This is a genomic window from Aeromonas sp. 604282, from assembly GCF_049170575.1.
GTDB lineage: Bacteria > Pseudomonadota > Gammaproteobacteria > Enterobacterales > Aeromonadaceae > Aeromonas > Aeromonas veronii_A.
Genome location: NZ_JAAKMV010000015.1, coordinates 68,089 through 83,262 on the forward strand (window position 1 = coordinate 68,089; position 15,174 = coordinate 83,262).

Here is a 15,174-nt window from a genome sequence, read left to right on the forward strand (position 1 = left end):
GCTGGAGGCTGAATGGCTCACATACTGGTCATCGACGACGAGGCGGCCATCCGCCGTTTTTTGCGGATCAGCCTGATCGCCGAGGGGCATCAGGTGAGCGAGGCGGTCGGCGTCAACGAGGGGTTGGCGCAGTATCGCCACCTCAATCCCGATCTGGTGATCCTGGATCTGGGCCTGCCGGATGGGGATGGCATTCAGGTGTTGCAGGCCATTCGCGAGCACCATCAGCACCCAGTACTGGTGCTGTCGGCACGGGACTCTGAACAGGAGAAGGTACGCTTGCTGGATGCCGGGGCCAACGACTACATGAGCAAGCCGTTCGGCATCGGCGAGATGATGGCCCGCATCCGGGTGCTGCTGCGCCAGCGGGCCGGGGTCAGCAGCGGCGAGCAGCGCCACTTCCCCCAATGCGGGCTGACCCTGGACAGCAGCAGCCACAGAGTCACCCTGGGAGAGGAAGAGGTGCCCCTCTCCCGCAAGGAGTTCGCCCTGCTGCAGGCGCTGGTGTGCCACCCCGGCAAGCTGGTGCTACAGACCCAGCTGCTCAACGACATCTGGGGGCCGAGCCACAAGGAGGATACCCACTACCTGCGCATCGTCATCGCCAGCCTGCGCAAGAAGCTGGGAGATAACCCCCAGCAACCCACGCTGATCGAAACTGAATCCGGCATTGGCTACCGCTTTATCGGCAGCTGATGTTTCACGTGGAACGACACCAACCGCAGCAGAGGGCCAGCAGACCACAACCGCCAAGCAACAGACCGAGATCCTGCAAGCTGGCGGCAACCGCCAACCCCAGGCTGAGCAACAGGTAGTAACCGAGCCCGAACAGGGCACCGGCACTGCCTGCCACCTCCCGATAGGCCAGCAGCGCCTGGCTCAGCACATTGGGGATCGCCAGCCCGAACGCCACCACCACCCCCATCATGGGCAGCAGGAACCAGAGCGAAGTCTGACTGGCCCACACCAGCCAGCCGGACCCCAGCGCCAATGCGGCAGCGAGCCGGATCAGCGAGGCTGGCGACCAGCCATGCCCCAGCAGGCGCTTGTTGAGCAGGCTGCCCCCCAGGGTCGCCAGCGCCAGCACGATGCCGGAGTAACCGAACTCGCCCGCACTCAACCCCAGCCCGGCAAACAGAAAGGGAGCCAGGCTGTAGTAGCCAAACAGCATGGTGTTGAACAGCGCTACCAGTGCGGCGCTGCGCCACAAGGCTGCATCACGCACCATCCGTTGTGCCAGCGGCCAGAGTGCCACCCGCAGGGTGATGGCCGGCCTGGTTTCCGGCAGTTGCCAGCAAGTGACCAGCAACAATCCGGCAGCCAACACCAGCAGGGCGCTGAATACCCCAAGATAGCCGAACCCGCTCGCCAGCTGGCCGCCGCTCACCAGCCCCAGCACCGGACTGAGTGAGAGCGCGATACCCATCACTGAAAAGACCCGCGCCAGATCGCTGCCCTGATAGCTGTCGCGCAGCATGGTCTGGGTCACCACGGAGCCCACGGCGGCGCCGAAGGCCGCGATGACCCTGGCCAGCAACAGGGTTTCAAACTCAGTGGCCAGCAAAGCCAGCAGAGTGCCAGCGCCATAGGTCATCAGCCCCGCCAGCATCGCGGGACGCCGCCCGACCAGATCGCAAAGTCGGCCCCAGCAGACCACGCCCGCAGCAAACGCCAGAAAATAGACCGACAGCGTCTGCGATGCCTGCCCTTCGCTCACCCGAAACTGACTGGCGATATGGGTCAGCACCGGGCTGTAGATGGTCTCCACTATCTGCGGAAACATCATCAATCCGATCACCAGCCAGAGCGGTGGCAACTTGTTGTTCATGACAAACCTCCTTCACAAGAGGCCGTCATTCTAGAGTGATGCCGATTGTCCGATTACAATAAGCAGGACTATAAACATCAATAATCGGACACATGGCCTTTATTCTTCCCGATCACCCTTTTGACCCGGATCAGCACGATGGCAGCGCCATCGGGATCGCCTCCACTCTCGGCTGGCATGACTCCGGCCGTCATCAGCACAGGCGCCATCAGCTGCTGTTCGCCCAGGCCGGCTGCATGACCATAGAGCTGGACGATCAGGTCTGCCTGCTGCCGCCGACGCGAGCGGCCTGGTTGCCGGCAGGCCTGCCCCATCGGGTGCTGATGCGTGGGGTGGTGGCATATCGCTCCCTCTACTTCCAGCCGGAGCCCGGCTTGCCGACCGAGATGGCGGTGCTGGCGGTCAACCCGCTGCTGCGGGAGATCATCGAACGAATGGCGATCTGGCCGTGGGACAAGCCGGCTGCGGAGCAGCATTGCACGCTGGCGCTGTTGCAGGAGGAGCTGGCGCAAGCGCCACGGGAATCCTGGCAGTTGCCGCTGCCGTCAGACCCACGTCTGGCCGGCTGGCTGCAGGAAGTGAAGCGGGGCGACACCCTGCCCGATCGGCTCAACCGGCTGGCCGAACGGGTGGGTGCCAGTGACAAGACCATAGGTCGTATCTTCATGCGAGAGACCGGCATGAGCTACCAGGCCTGGCGCCAGCAGTGGCGACTGTTGCGCGCCATGGAGCTGCTGGCAGAAAGCGAGCCCATCAGCCGGATTGCTGCTGCGCTGGAGTTCTCCAGCGACAGCGCCTTTATCAGCTTCTTCAAGCAACATACGGGACAGACCCCCCTGCGCTATCTCAGCTCTCGGGGTGAGTCGCCACAGCCTGGCTCGCCTCCACCACCAGGGTATCCAGCGCCAGCGGTTTGAGGTTGTGCAGCGCATCCTGCACCACTGCATGGGATGCCTGTTGCAACTCGCTCTGCACATCCTGTTCCAGCTGGGCACTCTCCAGCTCGGGCCGCGGGTTTTCGTTGGCCATCACGTTCAGGCTCAGGACACTCACAATCAGGGTAGCGATCAGGCTTTTCATCTGGTTTGCTCCGGTATGGTTGAGATGACCAGATAGCTATTCCAATAGTTGTGCCAATCCTCACACAATTCATAACATGATGATTTTGTTTAAATTAACTATATCTCGATACCAAATTGAGTCGCAAAATGCATCCCGCTAGGTCATTTTTAAACCAACAGTTGGTGCTTTTAACCACGCTTGATTTTTGCACCATGTTCCACGTGGAACGTCCCATCTTTTTGATCGACACCCGCTTTTAAACTGAGCTATGGTGCTACATCCCCGTAACTCAAATCTGGATCTGTCACTGAATGGAATTTTCCTTGTTCGGCGAGAAATTCACTCGCCACGCCGGTATTACCCAACTCATGGATGACCTCAATCAGGGGCTGACCAATCCGGACTCCATCATGCTGGGTGGCGGCAATCCGGCCCCCATCCCCGCCATGCTGGAACGCTTTCAGGCCGAGGCCAAAAGCCTGCTCGACAACGGCGAGCTGGTCAAAGCGATGGCCAACTACGACGGCCCACAGGGCAAAGACAGGTTCACCAAAGCGCTGGCAGCCCTGCTCAGCAAGGAGCTGGGCTGGGATATCTCGGCCCGCAATATCGCCCTGACCAACGGCAGTCAGAATGCCTTCTTCTACCTGTTCAACCTGCTGGCCGGCGAATTTGCCGATGGCCGCAAGAAGAAGGTGCTGTTCCCGCTCGCCCCTGAATACATCGGCTATGCCGACTCGGCGCTGGCCGACGACTACTTCGTGGCCTACAAGCCCACCATCGAGAAGCTGCCCGATGGCCAGTTCAAATACCACGTGGATTTCGAGAGCCTGCAGGTAGGTGACGATATCGGGGTGATCTGCGTCTCCCGCCCGACCAACCCGACCGGCAACGTGCTGACCGACGAAGAGATCGAACACCTCGATCAGATCGCCCGTGACAAGGGAATTCCGCTGCTGATCGACAACGCCTACGGCGTCCCCTTCCCGGGCATCATCTTCAGCGAAGCCAAGCCGTTCTGGAACACCAATACCATCCTCTGCATGAGCCTCTCCAAGCTGGGCCTGCCAGGCACCCGTTGCGGCATCGTCATCGCCGACGAGAAGATCATTCAGGCCATCACCAACCTGAGCGGCATCATCAATCTGGCGCCGGGCAGTCTGGGGCCTGCCATCACCATCCCGATGATTGAGAGCGGCGAGATCATCACCCTCAGCGAACAGGTGGTGAAACCCTTCTATCAGCAAAAGGCAGAGCTGGCGGTGCAGCTGCTGCGCGAAGCGATCCCCGACCCGCGCTTCCACATTCATAAACCGGAAGGCGCCCTCTTCCTCTGGCTCTGGTTTGAAGGCTTGCCGATCCACTGTCAGGAGCTCTATGAGCGACTGAAGGCGAAGAACCTGCTGATCGTGCCGGGTCACTACTTCTTCCCCGGCATTGATGACCCCGAGTGGCGCCACAGCCAGGAGTGCATTCGCCTCAACTACTCCCAGAGCGAGGAGCTGGTGCGTCGCGGCATCGCCATTCTGGCGGACGAGATCAACACCCTCTATGCTGGTTAATCCAATCCAGCGATACAAAACAGAAAGGCCTGCAGATGCAGGCCTTTGTCATTTATCGCGATCCGGTTTGCTTAGCCGGGCAGCGCCAGCTGCTCGGGTTTACCGATGGGGATTGCGCGGGGCTTGAGCGCCTCCGGCAGTTCGCGGGCCAGATCGATGGTCAGCAGACCATGCTCCAGCTTGGCGCCCTGCACTTCCACGTGCTGGCTCAGCTTGAAGGCGAGCTCGAAGTCACGCTCGGCAATCCCCTGATGGAGGAACTGACGTTCACCGGCCGCGGCCCCTTTACGACCCTTCACCTTGAGGGTGCCGTTTTCGGTCTCCAGCTCCAGCTCTTCGCGCTCGAAGCCAGCCACGGCGACCGTAATGCGATAGCCATCCTGATCGCGCTTTTCAATGTTGTACGGGGGGTAAGCAGCGGTCTTCTGATCGAACAGACCTTCCAACTCACGGGCCATCCGCTCGAAGCCGACGGCATTGGAATAGAGATGAGAAAAATCGAGGTTACGCATAATCCTATCCTTCTAATAAGCAACAGGTTCAACTCTCCACAGGCCCGTCATCGGCACCCGGAAAATTTTAAAATTTCAGTGAATTCAGGCTATCAGCCGTTGATCTCTATCTTGCGCGGCTTCATCGCCTCGGGCACTTCACGCACCAGCTCAATGTGCAGCAAGCCGTTTTTCAGGTCGGCCCCTTTCACCCGCACATAGTCGGCCAGCTGGAAGCGGCGCTCGAAACCACGTTCGGCGATCCCCTGATAGAGATAGTTGCGCCCGGTATCGGCCTGCTTGTTGCCCTTCACCGTCAACAGATTTTCCTGGAAGCTCAGCTCCAGCTCTTCCTGGGTAAAGCCCGCCACCGCCATGCTGATGCGGTAGTCGTTGTCACCCAGTTGCTCGATGTTGTAGGGGGGATAACCGGCATTGCCATTGCTGGCCGCAGATTCAATGAGATTGGCCAGACGATCGAAACCGATGGCAGAACGATAGAGCGGAGAAAAATCGATAGAACGCATAGTATTACCCTCTTGTGAGCGATAACGGATTGTTTGCCCTCCTGATGGACGGGCGTCTGGTCGAAACCTCTGTTGAGCGTTCCGGCCTTGTTACCTATATAGGGGCTCACTTTTTCCTTTCAAGGGGATTTTTTCAAATTTTTTAAATGGCCGTGCCGACCTTTGGCACATCAACCTGTTGGCCCGATAGTGATGATAATCGACCCATGGGCCCCTGATGGCAATGCGCTCCGCACCCCATAATTGGTTGCATATCCACCAGCCAACATGGAGCCATCCCATGAAGATTACCCAAGTTCGCAACGCCACCCTGCTGCTCGACTATGCCGGCACCCGCTTTCTGATCGACCCCATGCTCTCGGCCAAGGGTGCCTTCCCCGGCTTTGAGGGCACCGCCAACAGCCAGCTGCGCAATCCGCTGGTCGAGCTGCCGCTGCCGATCGATGAGCTGGTCGATGTGGACGCCGTTATCGTCACCCATGACCATCCCGACCACTGGGATGATGCCGCCAGAGCGCTAATCCCCAAACATCTGCCGCTCTTGGTACAACATCAGAAAGATGCCGATGCCATTCGTGCCAGTGGCTTTGAGGATGTGCGCCTGCTGAGCGATCAGCCCGAGTTTGCTGGCATTCGCCTGCAACAAACCGGTGGCCAGCACGGCAGCGACCAGTTGATGGCGGTGCTGGGCGAGCGCATGGGAGAAGTGTGCGGTGTGGTCTTCTCCCACCCCGATGAACAGAGCCTCTATCTGGCCGGTGATACCATCTGGCATCCCTCGGTCAAACAAGCCCTGCAACAGCATCAACCCGAGGTCATCATCCTCAACTGTGGCGATGCACAGGTGCCCGGACTCGGTTCCATCATCATGGGCAAGGAGGATGTCGCCGCCGTTTATCAGGCCGCACCGCAAGCCACGCTGATCGCCAGCCATATGGAGGCGGTCAACCACGCCGTGCTGTCACGTCAGGAACTTCATACCTATCTGACCGAGCGAGGCATGATGGATCGGGTGCGGATACCGGCGGATGGCGAGGCTCTCTCGCTGTAACTGACTGGGCCATGCCGAACAGCGCGCACGGCCCTTCGGCTTTCACTGCCAAATGCTTATGATGAGAGGTCTGCGCGTAGAGAGGAGCCAACACCATGACCACCCCGATCGTTGCCGTGGTGACCTTCGATCACTTCAGCCCTTTTCACTGCGCCGTCCCCTGCCTCATCTTCGGCGATATTCTGCCGGGCCAGCCGCTGTTCGAGCTCAAGATCTGCTGCGGCGATGGCAACCGCCACGCACACTCGGCACAAGGCTTCACCATTCAGGCTCCCCATGGGCTGGAGGTGCTGGCCGAGGCGGAGGTCATCGTCATCCCCTTCTGGCACGACCCGGCAGCACGGCCACCCGCAGCGCTGCTCGATGCCCTGATTGCCGCCAGAGCCAGAGGTGCCCGGCTGGTCGGGCTCTGTCTTGGCACCTATGTGCTCGCCTACGCCGGCCTACTTAATGGTCGCAAAGCATCGACCCACTGGGAGTACGAACAGGATTTCTGCCGCCGCTTTCCCTGCGTGCAGCTCGATACCAACGCCCTCTATGTGGATGACGATGGGCTGGTCACCTCGGCAGGCACTGCCGCCGGGTTGGACTGCTGCCTCTATCTGGTACGCCAGTACCACGGCTCGGCCATCGCCAACAAGGTGGCGCGGCGGCTGGTGATCCCGCCCCACCGGGAAGGGGGTCAGGCCCAGTTTATCGAGCAGCCGGTGCCCGCCTCCACCCGCGATGTCCGGATGAACCAGTTGCTCGACCACCTGCGTGCCCATCTGGCCGAGCCTCACACCCTGGATTCTCTGGCAGCCCATACCCTGATGAGTCGGCGCACCTTTACCCGCCGTTTTCATCAGGCAACCGGCCTCTCGGTGGGTGAATGGCTGCTGGCGGAGCGGCTCAGGCGCAGTCAGGAGCTGCTGGAGGTAAGCGGCCATTCCATCGAGCGCATCGCCGAGCTGGTCGGCTTCAAGAGTGCCACCTCTCTGCGCAACCACTTCCGCGGCCGCTTTGCCATCTCCCCCAGCGAGTGGCGACGATCTTTTCGCGGCAACAATGTCTGATGACATCCTCTATACCCGCTCACTCCGCTATGGCAGGCTAACCAGAGATCCCGAGGAGTCATTCCATGTCCCGTTCCGAACGCCTGCTGACCCTGCTCCAGCTGCTGCGCGGCCACCGTTACGCCATCACTGGCGCGGAGCTGGCCAGCCAGCTTGGCATCTGCCTGCGCACCCTCTATCGGGATATCGCCACCCTGCAGGCACAAGGTGCCCATATCGAAGGCGAACCGGGGATCGGCTATGTGCTGCGTCCCGGCTTCATACTGCCGCCACTGATGTTCAGTGAAGAGGAGCTGGATGCGCTGGTGCTGGGGTCGCGCTGGGTAGTCGCCCACGGTGACGGAGCCTTGAGTGCATCGGCCAGCAGTGCGCTGGCCAAGATAGAAGCCGTGCTGCCCGCCGGCTATCGCCAGCAGCTCCAGAGCAATGCCCTGCTGATCGGCACCTCCCGCGACGACAGCCTCACCGATGAAGCCCCGCTGCGCAGCGCCATCCGCCAGCAACGCAAGGTGACCCTGATCTATCGCGATCTCAAGGATGAGGCCTCTGAGCGCACCGTCTGGCCCTTTGCCCTCGGCTACTTCGAACAGGTACGGGTACTGGTGGCCTGGTGCGAACTGCGTCAGGGCTTTCGCCACTTTCGGGTGGATCGCATCACCCGGATGCAACCGCAAGATTGCCGCTATCCAAAAAGCAGAGAGAGCCTGCTGAAGGAGTGGCGCGCCACCCAGCAGATCCCGCAGCCGAAATTCATTGCTGACAGAAACTGACAGCAGGTAGCGCCATGCTGACGGGGTCGGCGCTGATGCGCCATCTCATCAGCAAGGAGCATCACCATGTTAGTCCCCCAGTTCACCATCCTCTACGTTGCCAACCCGACCCGCAGCGCGCTCTTCTACCGCGAGTTGTTCGGTCGCCAGCCGGTGGAGGAGTCACCTACCTTTGTCATGTTCGTGTTCGAATCGGGCGCCAGACTGGCACTCTGGTCCAGTGCAACGGTCGAACCTGCCGTGACCCAAACGGCCGGAGCAATGGAGCTGGCCTTTGCCCTTCCCGATAATGCCGCCGTCGATCGCCTGTCTGCCGAGTGGCTGGCGCGTGGGCTCACCCTGATCCAGGCGCCGACCAAAATGGAGTTTGGCTACACCTGCATGGCCCTCGATCCAGACGGCCATCGTCTGCGCCTCTACTGCCCGGCACCTGAGCTTGGTTAATCGGGTTCAATGTTCCACGTGGAACGAGCAACGTCCTCCACAGAAAAACAAAAAGCCGCTCACAGGGAGCGGCTATTTTTATATCGAGCTGACAGCGTCGATTAGACGTCGAGGTTGGCTACGCGCAGGGCGTTGGTCTCGATAAAGTCGCGACGGGGCTCAACGGCATCACCCATCAGGGTGGAGAAGAGCTGGTCAGCACCGACGGCGTCATCGATAGTGACGCGCAGCATGCGACGGGCTTCCGGATCCATGGTGGTTTCCCACAGCTGGTCCGGGTTCATCTCACCCAGCCCTTTATAGCGCTGGATGTAGATGCCACGTTTGCCTTCGCCCATCAGCCACTCGACGGCTTCCACGAAGTTGGCGACCGGCTTGACCTTCTCGCCACGCTTGATGAAACCACCTTCCTCGATCAGGTTGGCGATCTCCTTGCCCAGCGAAACCAGCTGACGGTACTCACCGGACTGCAGGAAGTCGTAGCTGAGCGGATATTCGCGGTCGACACCGTGCTGACGAACCACGGCGTGCGGCACGTACAGGCTGCGCTCTTCGTCACGACGAACCTGGATCTGGTACTGGATACCGTGGTTGCTCTCGTTGAGCACGGCTTCCATACCCTGACACCAGGCCAGCAGATCGCTCTCGCTGTTCAGCAGCGCTTCGTTCAGCTCCGGCTGATAGATCAGCTGGGTCAGCACGGCTTCGGGCGCACGACGAGACATGCGGGTGATCAGGTGAGTCACCGAGCGATGCTGGTTGACCAGACGCTCCAGCGCCTCGCCACCGATGGCCGGAGCAGACTCGTTGACGTGCAGGGTAGCACCGTCCAGCGCCATGGCGGTCTGGTACTGCAGCAGCGCGTCTTCGTCTTTCAGATACTGCTCCTGCTTGCCCTTCTTCACCTTGTAGAGCGGCGGCTGGGCAATGTAGACATAGCCACGTTCGATGATTTCCGGCATCTGACGATAGAAGAAGGTCAGCAGCAGGGTTCGGATGTGCGCACCATCAACGTCCGCATCGGTCATGATGATGATGTTGTGATAACGCAGCTTGTCCGGGTTGTACTCGTCGCGACCGATACCGCAACCCAGTGCAGTGATCAGGGTGCCCACCTCTTGCGAGGAGATCATCTTGTCGAAACGGGCCTTCTCAACGTTCAGGATTTTACCCTTGAGCGGCAGGATGGCCTGGTTCTTACGGTTGCGACCCTGCTTGGCGGAACCGCCAGCAGAGTCCCCTTCCACTATGTAGAGTTCGGAGAGAGCCGGGTCTTTTTCCTGACAGTCAGCCAGCTTGCCGGGCAGACCGGCGATATCCAGCGCGCCTTTGCGGCGGGTCAGTTCGCGGGCTTTGCGGGCCGCTTCACGGGCACGGGCCGCATCGATGATCTTGTTGACCACGATCTTGGCATCGCCCGGGTTTTCCAGCAGGAAGTCCGCCAGCTTCTCACCCATCGCCTGCTCAACTGCGGTCTTCACTTCGGAAGAGACCAGCTTGTCCTTGGTCTGGGAGGAGAACTTGGGATCCGGCACCTTGACGGAGATAACGGCAATCAGACCCTCACGCACGTCGTCGCCACTGGCGGCAGACTTGGCCTTCTTGCTGTAGTCCTCTTTGTCCATATAGGAGTTCAGAGTACGGGTCAGCGCGGTACGGAAGCCAACGAGGTGAGTACCACCATCCCGCTGCGGGATGTTGTTGGTGAAGCAGTAGACCCCTTCCTGATAGGCGTCGTTCCACTGCATCGCCACTTCAACGCCGATACCATCCTGCTCGGTGGTGAAATGGAACACCTTCGGGTGGATCGGGGTCTTGTTCTGGTTCAGGTATTCAACAAACGCCTTGATGCCACCCTCGTAGCAGAAATGCGCCTCTCGGCCATCACGCTCGTCTTGCAGACGAATGGAGACACCGGAGTTGAGGAAGGAGAGCTCGCGCAGGCGCTTGGCCAGGATCTCGTAGTGGAACAGGGTATCGCTGAAAATGGCCGGGCTCGGCCAGAAGCGAACTTCGGTACCGGTGCCGGTGCTGTCGCCAATCTGCTTGAGCGGCGCCTGCGGCTCACCCAGATGATAGGTCTGCTCGTAGACGTGGCCGTTACGACGAATGGTCAGCAACAGCTTGTCAGAGAGGGCGTTAACTACCGAGACACCCACGCCATGCAGGCCGCCGGATACCTTGTAGGAGTTGTCATCAAACTTACCGCCGGCGTGCAGCACAGTCATGATGACCTCTGCGGCGGAGCGGCCCTCCTCCTCGTGCATGTCTACCGGGATACCCCGGCCATTGTCACGCACAGAGACAGAACCGTCGGAATGGATCTTAACCAGAATATCGGAGCAGTAGCCAGCGAGCGCCTCGTCAATGGAGTTATCGACGACCTCGAACACCATGTGGTGCAGACCCGAGCCATCATCCGTATCGCCGATATACATCCCCGGGCGCTTGCGGACCGCATCCAGGCCCTTCAGCACCTTGATATTCGAGGAGTCGTAAGTATTTTCACTCATAGCTTACTCTCTGCCTTCTCTAACGTTTCGGAGATTTTACCCTGTTCCACGTGGAACAACTTGCAGTCATTCGCATCCATCATGTCTGCGAGCTGACCGGTGTCGATGGCGGTGATAAACACCTGGGACGCACACTGCTTCAGCCTTGCGGCCAGCAAGCGGCGCTTGTCGACATCCAGTTCAGAGGCAAAATCGTCAATTAAAAAAATACAGCCACGGCTGCTATGTTGATTCAAATAGAGCCCTTGGGCCAGTCGCATGGCGCAGACCAGCAACTTCAGCTGACCCCGGGACAAAATATCCTGAGCGGGTACCCCGTTCGCCTTGAGGCGCACATCGGCTTTCTGTGGACCGACACCGGTATAGCCCAGCGCCCGATCCCGCTCAAACCCCGCCTCCAGCAGATCGCCGAGAGGGGTATCTTTCTCCCAGCCCCGGTAAAAGCCGAGACTGATATCGAATTCCGGCAGAAAATCCGCCGTCATCTCCTTGATCAGGGGCGTAATGGCCTGACAATAACTGGCGCGAAACTCGGCCAGCTCACCACCCAGCCGTACCAACTCCTGATCCCAGAACGCCAGCTGGCGGTACTGGGTACTCTGGCGCAGCAGCGCATTGCGCTGTTTCAGCAGCCGCCGCACTCGTCCCCACAGGGCAAAGAAGGTCGGCTCCTGATGGAAGACTCCCCAATCGAGCCAGGCGCGGCGAGCCTGAGGCCCGCCCGTCAGCAGGTTGAAGCCATCGGGATGGATCAACTGCACCGGCAACAGCTCCGCCAAATCGGCCAGCCGCTGGGCCTGCGCCCCGGCAATCTTGAGCTGGGTCTCGCCACTCTTGTCTTTGGCAAGACCGATCGGTACCTGACGCCCCTCCAGCTCGCACTGGGCAAACAGGGTAAAGGCCCTCTCCCCCTGGCGGATGACCCGCCCGGTCAAATGAGTGCGAAAGGAGCGCCCCAGACCAAGGTAGTGAATGGCTTCCAGCACGCTGGTCTTGCCGCTGCCATTGCACCCGACCAGAATGTTGAGGCCGGGCGACAGCTTGAGACTGGCTTGCTGGATATTGCGAAAGTCGCTGAGCTGGAGTTTGACCAGGGACACGACTAGATCCGCATCGGCATCACCACGTACTGAGCATCCTGATGTTCAAAATCCTCAATAATGGCACTGCTGATGGAATCGCTCAGGCTAATCCGAATTTGGTCACATTTTAACGTATTCAGCACGTCGAGCACATAAGAGACGTTAAAGCCGATCTCCATCTCGCCAGCGGCATATTGTACGTCAAGCAGCTCTTCGGCTTCTTCCTGTTCCGGGTTGTTGGCGGTGATGCGCAGCAGGTTTTCCTGCAGATTGAGACGCACCCCACGGAATTTCTCGTTGGAAAGGATGGCGGCGCGGGCAAACGCCTGACGCAGATCCTCACGGCCGGCGATCAAGGCCTTGTCGCTGTTGCGCGGAATGACGCGGCGCCAGTCCGGGAAGCGGCCATCCACCAGCTTGGAGGTGAAGATGAAGCCGTCCAGCGCAGCACGCAGGTTGCTGCGACCGATCTGCAGACGTACCGGCTTATCTTCTGCTTCCAGCAGACGCACCAGCTCCAGTACCCCTTTGCGCGGCAGGATAACCTGATGATCGGGCAGCGATTCCCCGACCACCTCGCGGCGGCAGGTGGCCAGACGGTGACCATCGGTCGCCACGGTACGCAGACCGTGACCTTCACTCTCGAACAGCATGCCGTTCAGGTAGTAACGCACGTCCTGGCTGGCCATGGAGAACTGGGTCGCATCGATCAGCTTCTTCAGCTCCAGCTGGCTGATATCGAACTCGAGCACCGATTCCCAATCCTCGATGTTCGGATACTCAGTCGCCGGCAGGGTCGAGAGGTTGAAGCGGGAGCGACCGGACCGGATGATCAGGCGCTCGCCTTCGGTATTGAGACGGATCTCGGCGCCTTCCGGCAGACCACGGCAGATATCCAGCAGCTTGCGCGCCGGTACTGTGGTGCGGCCATCTTCGCTGACCCCATTCAGATAGACCTGACCGATCATCTCTACTTCGAGATCGGTACCGGTCAGTGACAGCAGACCGTTGCTGACATCAAGCAGCACGTTGCCGAGGATCGGCAGGGTCGGTCGGCCGCCGAGGGCGCCGGACACCAGTTGCAGAGGACGTAACAGGGCCTCACGGCTAATTTCGAGCTGCATCTGTGCTCTCCGTTGTGATTAGGAGGAAAAGATTCGGATCAGGTTGGAATATTCGCGCTGCATCTGTCCACTCGATTCCGTTATCAGGAAGAAAGGGTACGGATCAGGTTGGAATAGTCCTCCTTGATGTCGTGACTCTCCTCCTTCAGCTGCTCGATCTTGCGGCAGGCATGAAGAACGGTAGTGTGGTCACGGCCACCAAAGGCATCACCTATCTCCGGCAAACTGTGGTTGGTCAGCTCCTTGGCCAGTGCCATCGCCAGCTGGCGCGGGCGGGCCACGGAGCGGGAACGGCGCTTGGAGAGCAGATCCGCAAGCTTGATCTTGTAGTACTCCGCCACCGTCTTCTGGATATTGTCGATGGTGACCAGCTTCTCCTGCAACGCCAGCAGATCGCGCAGCGCTTCGCGTACAAAGTCGATGTTGATGGCGCGACCGGTAAAGTTGGCGTTGGCGATTACCCGGTTGAGAGCCCCTTCCAGTTCACGGACGTTGGAACGCAGCCGTTTGGCAATGAAGAAGGCCACTTCGTCCGGCAGGTGGATCTGGTTCTCGTCCGCCTTGCGCATCAGGATGGCGACGCGAGTCTCCAGCTCAGGCGGCTCGATCGCCACGGTCAGTCCCCAGCCGAAGCGGGACTTGAGGCGATCCTCGACACCGTTGATCTCTTTCGGATAGCGATCAGAGGTGAGGATGATCTGCTGGTTGCCTTCGAGCAAAGCGTTGAAGGTATGGAAGAACTCCTCCTGGGAGCGCTCCTTGTTGGCGAAGAACTGGATGTCATCGATGAGCAGGGCATCGACGCTGCGGTAGTAACGCTTGAACTCTTCAATGGCGTTGTTTTGCAGCGCTTTCACCATGTCCTGCACGAACCGCTCGGAGTGCATATAGATGACTTTCGCATCTTTTTTGCTCTCCTTGATGGCATTGCCAACGGCGTGCAGCAGGTGGGTTTTACCCAAACCGGTACCGCCATAGAGGAACAGCGGGTTGTAAGCGCCACCCGGATTGTCCGCCACCTGACGGGCCGCCGCACGAGCCAACTGGTTGGACTTACCCTCGACGAAATTCTCGAAGGTATAGTTCACGTTGGTGTTGCTCTTGTGATTCGGCTCGGGCTTGGTTTCAGGCTTGCTTTCCCAGCTCTTCTGCAAGTTATTCACAGGCGCAGCACCCTGCGCCGGCGCTCTGCTTGCAGCGACGGTAACGGGGTGAGGACGATTGCCAATATCAAAACGCAGGGCGGGGCCATCGACCCCGCAAAGTTCGTTAATGATGCCGTTCACCCGGATGAGGTACTTGTCTCGTACCCAGTCCAGAACGAAGCGATTCGGTGCATACAGGGTCAGAGTATTGTCACTCAACTCCGCTTGAAGCGGCCGGATCCACATGCTGAATTCTGCCGAGGGCAACTCATCTTGCAGCCGGTTAAGGCACTGCTGCCATAGCGAAGCAGTCACTCTAAACTCCTGTCGATTGATTAACTAAAGACCGGCTATTCTACGTTTTTAGCCGCCGGATCTCCAGCCGTGACCCCGCGGATCCAGCAAATAAGATCCTTGACTTTCAAGGATCCAGCGCCTCCGGATCATCTTTCATCCCCAAAGTTACCCACAGCTTGATCCACTGCTGCAACTGGCGGATCTCGTGCTGCACTCCTGTTAT

15 protein-coding genes are annotated in these 15,174 nt (G+C 59.5%); 7 read left to right on the forward strand and 8 right to left on the reverse strand.

What is annotated here, in order from left to right; all coding sequences use genetic code 11:
* Positions 1-12: 12 nt before the first annotated feature.
* On the forward strand, positions 13-696 hold the full coding sequence (locus G5367_RS16660; protein WP_011704058.1) for a response regulator: 684 nt from the start codon (positions 13-15) through the stop codon (positions 694-696).
* 4 nt (positions 697-700) lie between these two features.
* Here G5367_RS16660 and G5367_RS16665 read toward each other — a convergent pair whose 3' ends face one another.
* On the reverse strand, positions 701-1,828 hold the full coding sequence (locus G5367_RS16665; RefSeq protein WP_421244761.1) for an MFS transporter: 1,128 nt from the start codon (positions 1,826-1,828) through the stop codon (positions 701-703).
* Between the two features lie 92 nt (positions 1,829-1,920).
* On the opposite strand from G5367_RS16665, the gene G5367_RS16670 reads away from it, so the two are divergent.
* The gene (locus tag G5367_RS16670) at positions 1,921-2,745 is read left to right on the forward strand and encodes an AraC family transcriptional regulator (RefSeq protein WP_421244760.1); all 825 of its coding nucleotides are present in this window, start codon (positions 1,921-1,923) and stop codon (positions 2,743-2,745) included.
* Here G5367_RS16670 and G5367_RS16675 read toward each other — a convergent pair.
* Complete coding sequence (locus tag G5367_RS16675; protein ID WP_021230450.1) at positions 2,675-2,908, reverse strand: hypothetical protein; 234 nt, start codon at positions 2,906-2,908, stop codon at positions 2,675-2,677. The two genes, G5367_RS16670 and G5367_RS16675, sit on opposite strands and share 71 nt — an antisense overlap.
* Positions 2,909-3,201: 293 nt before the next feature.
* On the opposite strand from G5367_RS16675, the gene G5367_RS16680 reads away from it, so the two are divergent.
* Positions 3,202-4,452, forward strand: a complete 1,251-nt coding sequence (locus tag G5367_RS16680; RefSeq protein ID WP_421244759.1) for a valine--pyruvate transaminase — start codon at positions 3,202-3,204, stop codon at positions 4,450-4,452.
* Positions 4,453-4,523: 71 nt separating this feature from the next.
* Here the strand turns inward: G5367_RS16680 and G5367_RS16685 are convergent, their stop codons facing one another.
* Both G5367_RS16685 and G5367_RS16690 read right to left on the reverse strand, forming a co-directional pair.
* Complete coding sequence (locus tag G5367_RS16685) at positions 4,524-4,964, reverse strand: Hsp20 family protein (RefSeq protein ID WP_005357182.1); 441 nt, start codon at positions 4,962-4,964, stop codon at positions 4,524-4,526.
* Between the two features lie 92 nt (positions 4,965-5,056).
* Complete coding sequence (locus G5367_RS16690; RefSeq protein WP_005339298.1) at positions 5,057-5,470, reverse strand: Hsp20 family protein; 414 nt, start codon at positions 5,468-5,470, stop codon at positions 5,057-5,059.
* A 280-nt stretch (positions 5,471-5,750) separates the two neighbouring features.
* On the opposite strand from G5367_RS16690, the gene G5367_RS16695 reads away from it, so the two are divergent.
* From G5367_RS16695 to G5367_RS16710, 4 genes are all read left to right on the forward strand, one after another.
* Positions 5,751-6,521 (forward strand): MBL fold metallo-hydrolase, encoded by a 771-nt coding sequence (locus G5367_RS16695; RefSeq protein WP_421244758.1) that lies wholly within the window; start codon positions 5,751-5,753, stop codon positions 6,519-6,521.
* A gap of 95 nt (positions 6,522-6,616) precedes the next feature.
* Complete coding sequence (locus G5367_RS16700) at positions 6,617-7,576, forward strand: helix-turn-helix domain-containing protein (protein ID WP_421244757.1); 960 nt, start codon at positions 6,617-6,619, stop codon at positions 7,574-7,576.
* 65 nt (positions 7,577-7,641) lie between these two features.
* Positions 7,642-8,346 (forward strand): helix-turn-helix transcriptional regulator, encoded by a 705-nt coding sequence (locus tag G5367_RS16705; protein ID WP_421244756.1) that lies wholly within the window; start codon positions 7,642-7,644, stop codon positions 8,344-8,346.
* 66 nt (positions 8,347-8,412) lie between these two features.
* Positions 8,413-8,790: a VOC family protein gene (locus tag G5367_RS16710; RefSeq protein WP_374996077.1), complete on the forward strand. Its 378-nt coding sequence runs from the start codon at positions 8,413-8,415 to the stop codon at positions 8,788-8,790.
* Positions 8,791-8,891: 101 nt separating this feature from the next.
* On the opposite strand, the gene gyrB is transcribed toward G5367_RS16710, so the two are convergent.
* The 4 genes from gyrB to dnaA all read right to left on the reverse strand — a co-directional run bounded on the left by gyrB (position 8,892) and on the right by dnaA (position 14,969).
* Positions 8,892-11,303 carry a DNA topoisomerase (ATP-hydrolyzing) subunit B gene (gene gyrB, locus G5367_RS16715; RefSeq protein WP_005357188.1) on the reverse strand — a complete coding sequence of 804 codons (2,412 nt, stop codon included), beginning with the start codon at positions 11,301-11,303 and terminating at the stop codon, positions 8,892-8,894.
* On the reverse strand, positions 11,300-12,403 hold the full coding sequence (recF, locus tag G5367_RS16720; protein ID WP_005339305.1) for a DNA replication/repair protein RecF: 1,104 nt from the start codon (positions 12,401-12,403) through the stop codon (positions 11,300-11,302). The genes gyrB and recF overlap by 4 nt, the downstream gene beginning before the upstream one ends.
* Before the next feature lie 2 nt (positions 12,404-12,405).
* Entirely contained in the window at positions 12,406-13,509 is a 1,104-nt protein-coding gene (gene dnaN, locus G5367_RS16725; RefSeq protein WP_421244755.1) for a DNA polymerase III subunit beta, read from the reverse strand.
* 83 nt (positions 13,510-13,592) lie between these two features.
* Positions 13,593-14,969: a chromosomal replication initiator protein DnaA gene (gene dnaA / locus G5367_RS16730; RefSeq protein ID WP_033115253.1), complete on the reverse strand. Its 1,377-nt coding sequence runs from the start codon at positions 14,967-14,969 to the stop codon at positions 13,593-13,595.
* Between the last annotated feature and the right edge of the window lie 205 nt (positions 14,970-15,174).

Excerpts from the sequence above, each read along its gene's own strand:
- G5367_RS16675 (WP_021230450.1), bottom strand. The coding sequence starts at position 2,908 with ATGAAAAGCCTGATCGCTACCCTGATTGTGAGTGTCCTGAGCCTGAAC.
- G5367_RS16670 (WP_421244760.1), top strand. The coding sequence starts at position 1,921 with ATGGCCTTTATTCTTCCCGATCACCCTTTTGACCCGGATCAGCACGAT.
- G5367_RS16685 (WP_005357182.1), bottom strand. The coding sequence starts at position 4,964 with ATGCGTAACCTCGATTTTTCTCATCTCTATTCCAATGCCGTCGGCTTC.
- G5367_RS16700 (WP_421244757.1), top strand. The coding sequence starts at position 6,617 with ATGACCACCCCGATCGTTGCCGTGGTGACCTTCGATCACTTCAGCCCT.
- gyrB (WP_005357188.1), bottom strand. The coding sequence starts at position 11,303 with ATGAGTGAAAATACTTACGACTCCTCGAATATCAAGGTGCTGAAGGGC.
- G5367_RS16690 (WP_005339298.1), bottom strand. The coding sequence starts at position 5,470 with ATGCGTTCTATCGATTTTTCTCCGCTCTATCGTTCTGCCATCGGTTTC.
- G5367_RS16680 (WP_421244759.1), top strand. The coding sequence starts at position 3,202 with ATGGAATTTTCCTTGTTCGGCGAGAAATTCACTCGCCACGCCGGTATT.
- G5367_RS16665 (WP_421244761.1), bottom strand. The coding sequence starts at position 1,828 with ATGAACAACAAGTTGCCACCGCTCTGGCTGGTGATCGGATTGATGATG.
- G5367_RS16695 (WP_421244758.1), top strand. The coding sequence starts at position 5,751 with ATGAAGATTACCCAAGTTCGCAACGCCACCCTGCTGCTCGACTATGCC.
- G5367_RS16660 (WP_011704058.1), top strand. The coding sequence starts at position 13 with ATGGCTCACATACTGGTCATCGACGACGAGGCGGCCATCCGCCGTTTT.
- dnaN (WP_421244755.1), bottom strand. The coding sequence starts at position 13,509 with ATGCAGCTCGAAATTAGCCGTGAGGCCCTGTTACGTCCTCTGCAACTG.
- G5367_RS16710 (WP_374996077.1), top strand. The coding sequence starts at position 8,413 with ATGTTAGTCCCCCAGTTCACCATCCTCTACGTTGCCAACCCGACCCGC.
- G5367_RS16705 (WP_421244756.1), top strand. The coding sequence starts at position 7,642 with ATGTCCCGTTCCGAACGCCTGCTGACCCTGCTCCAGCTGCTGCGCGGC.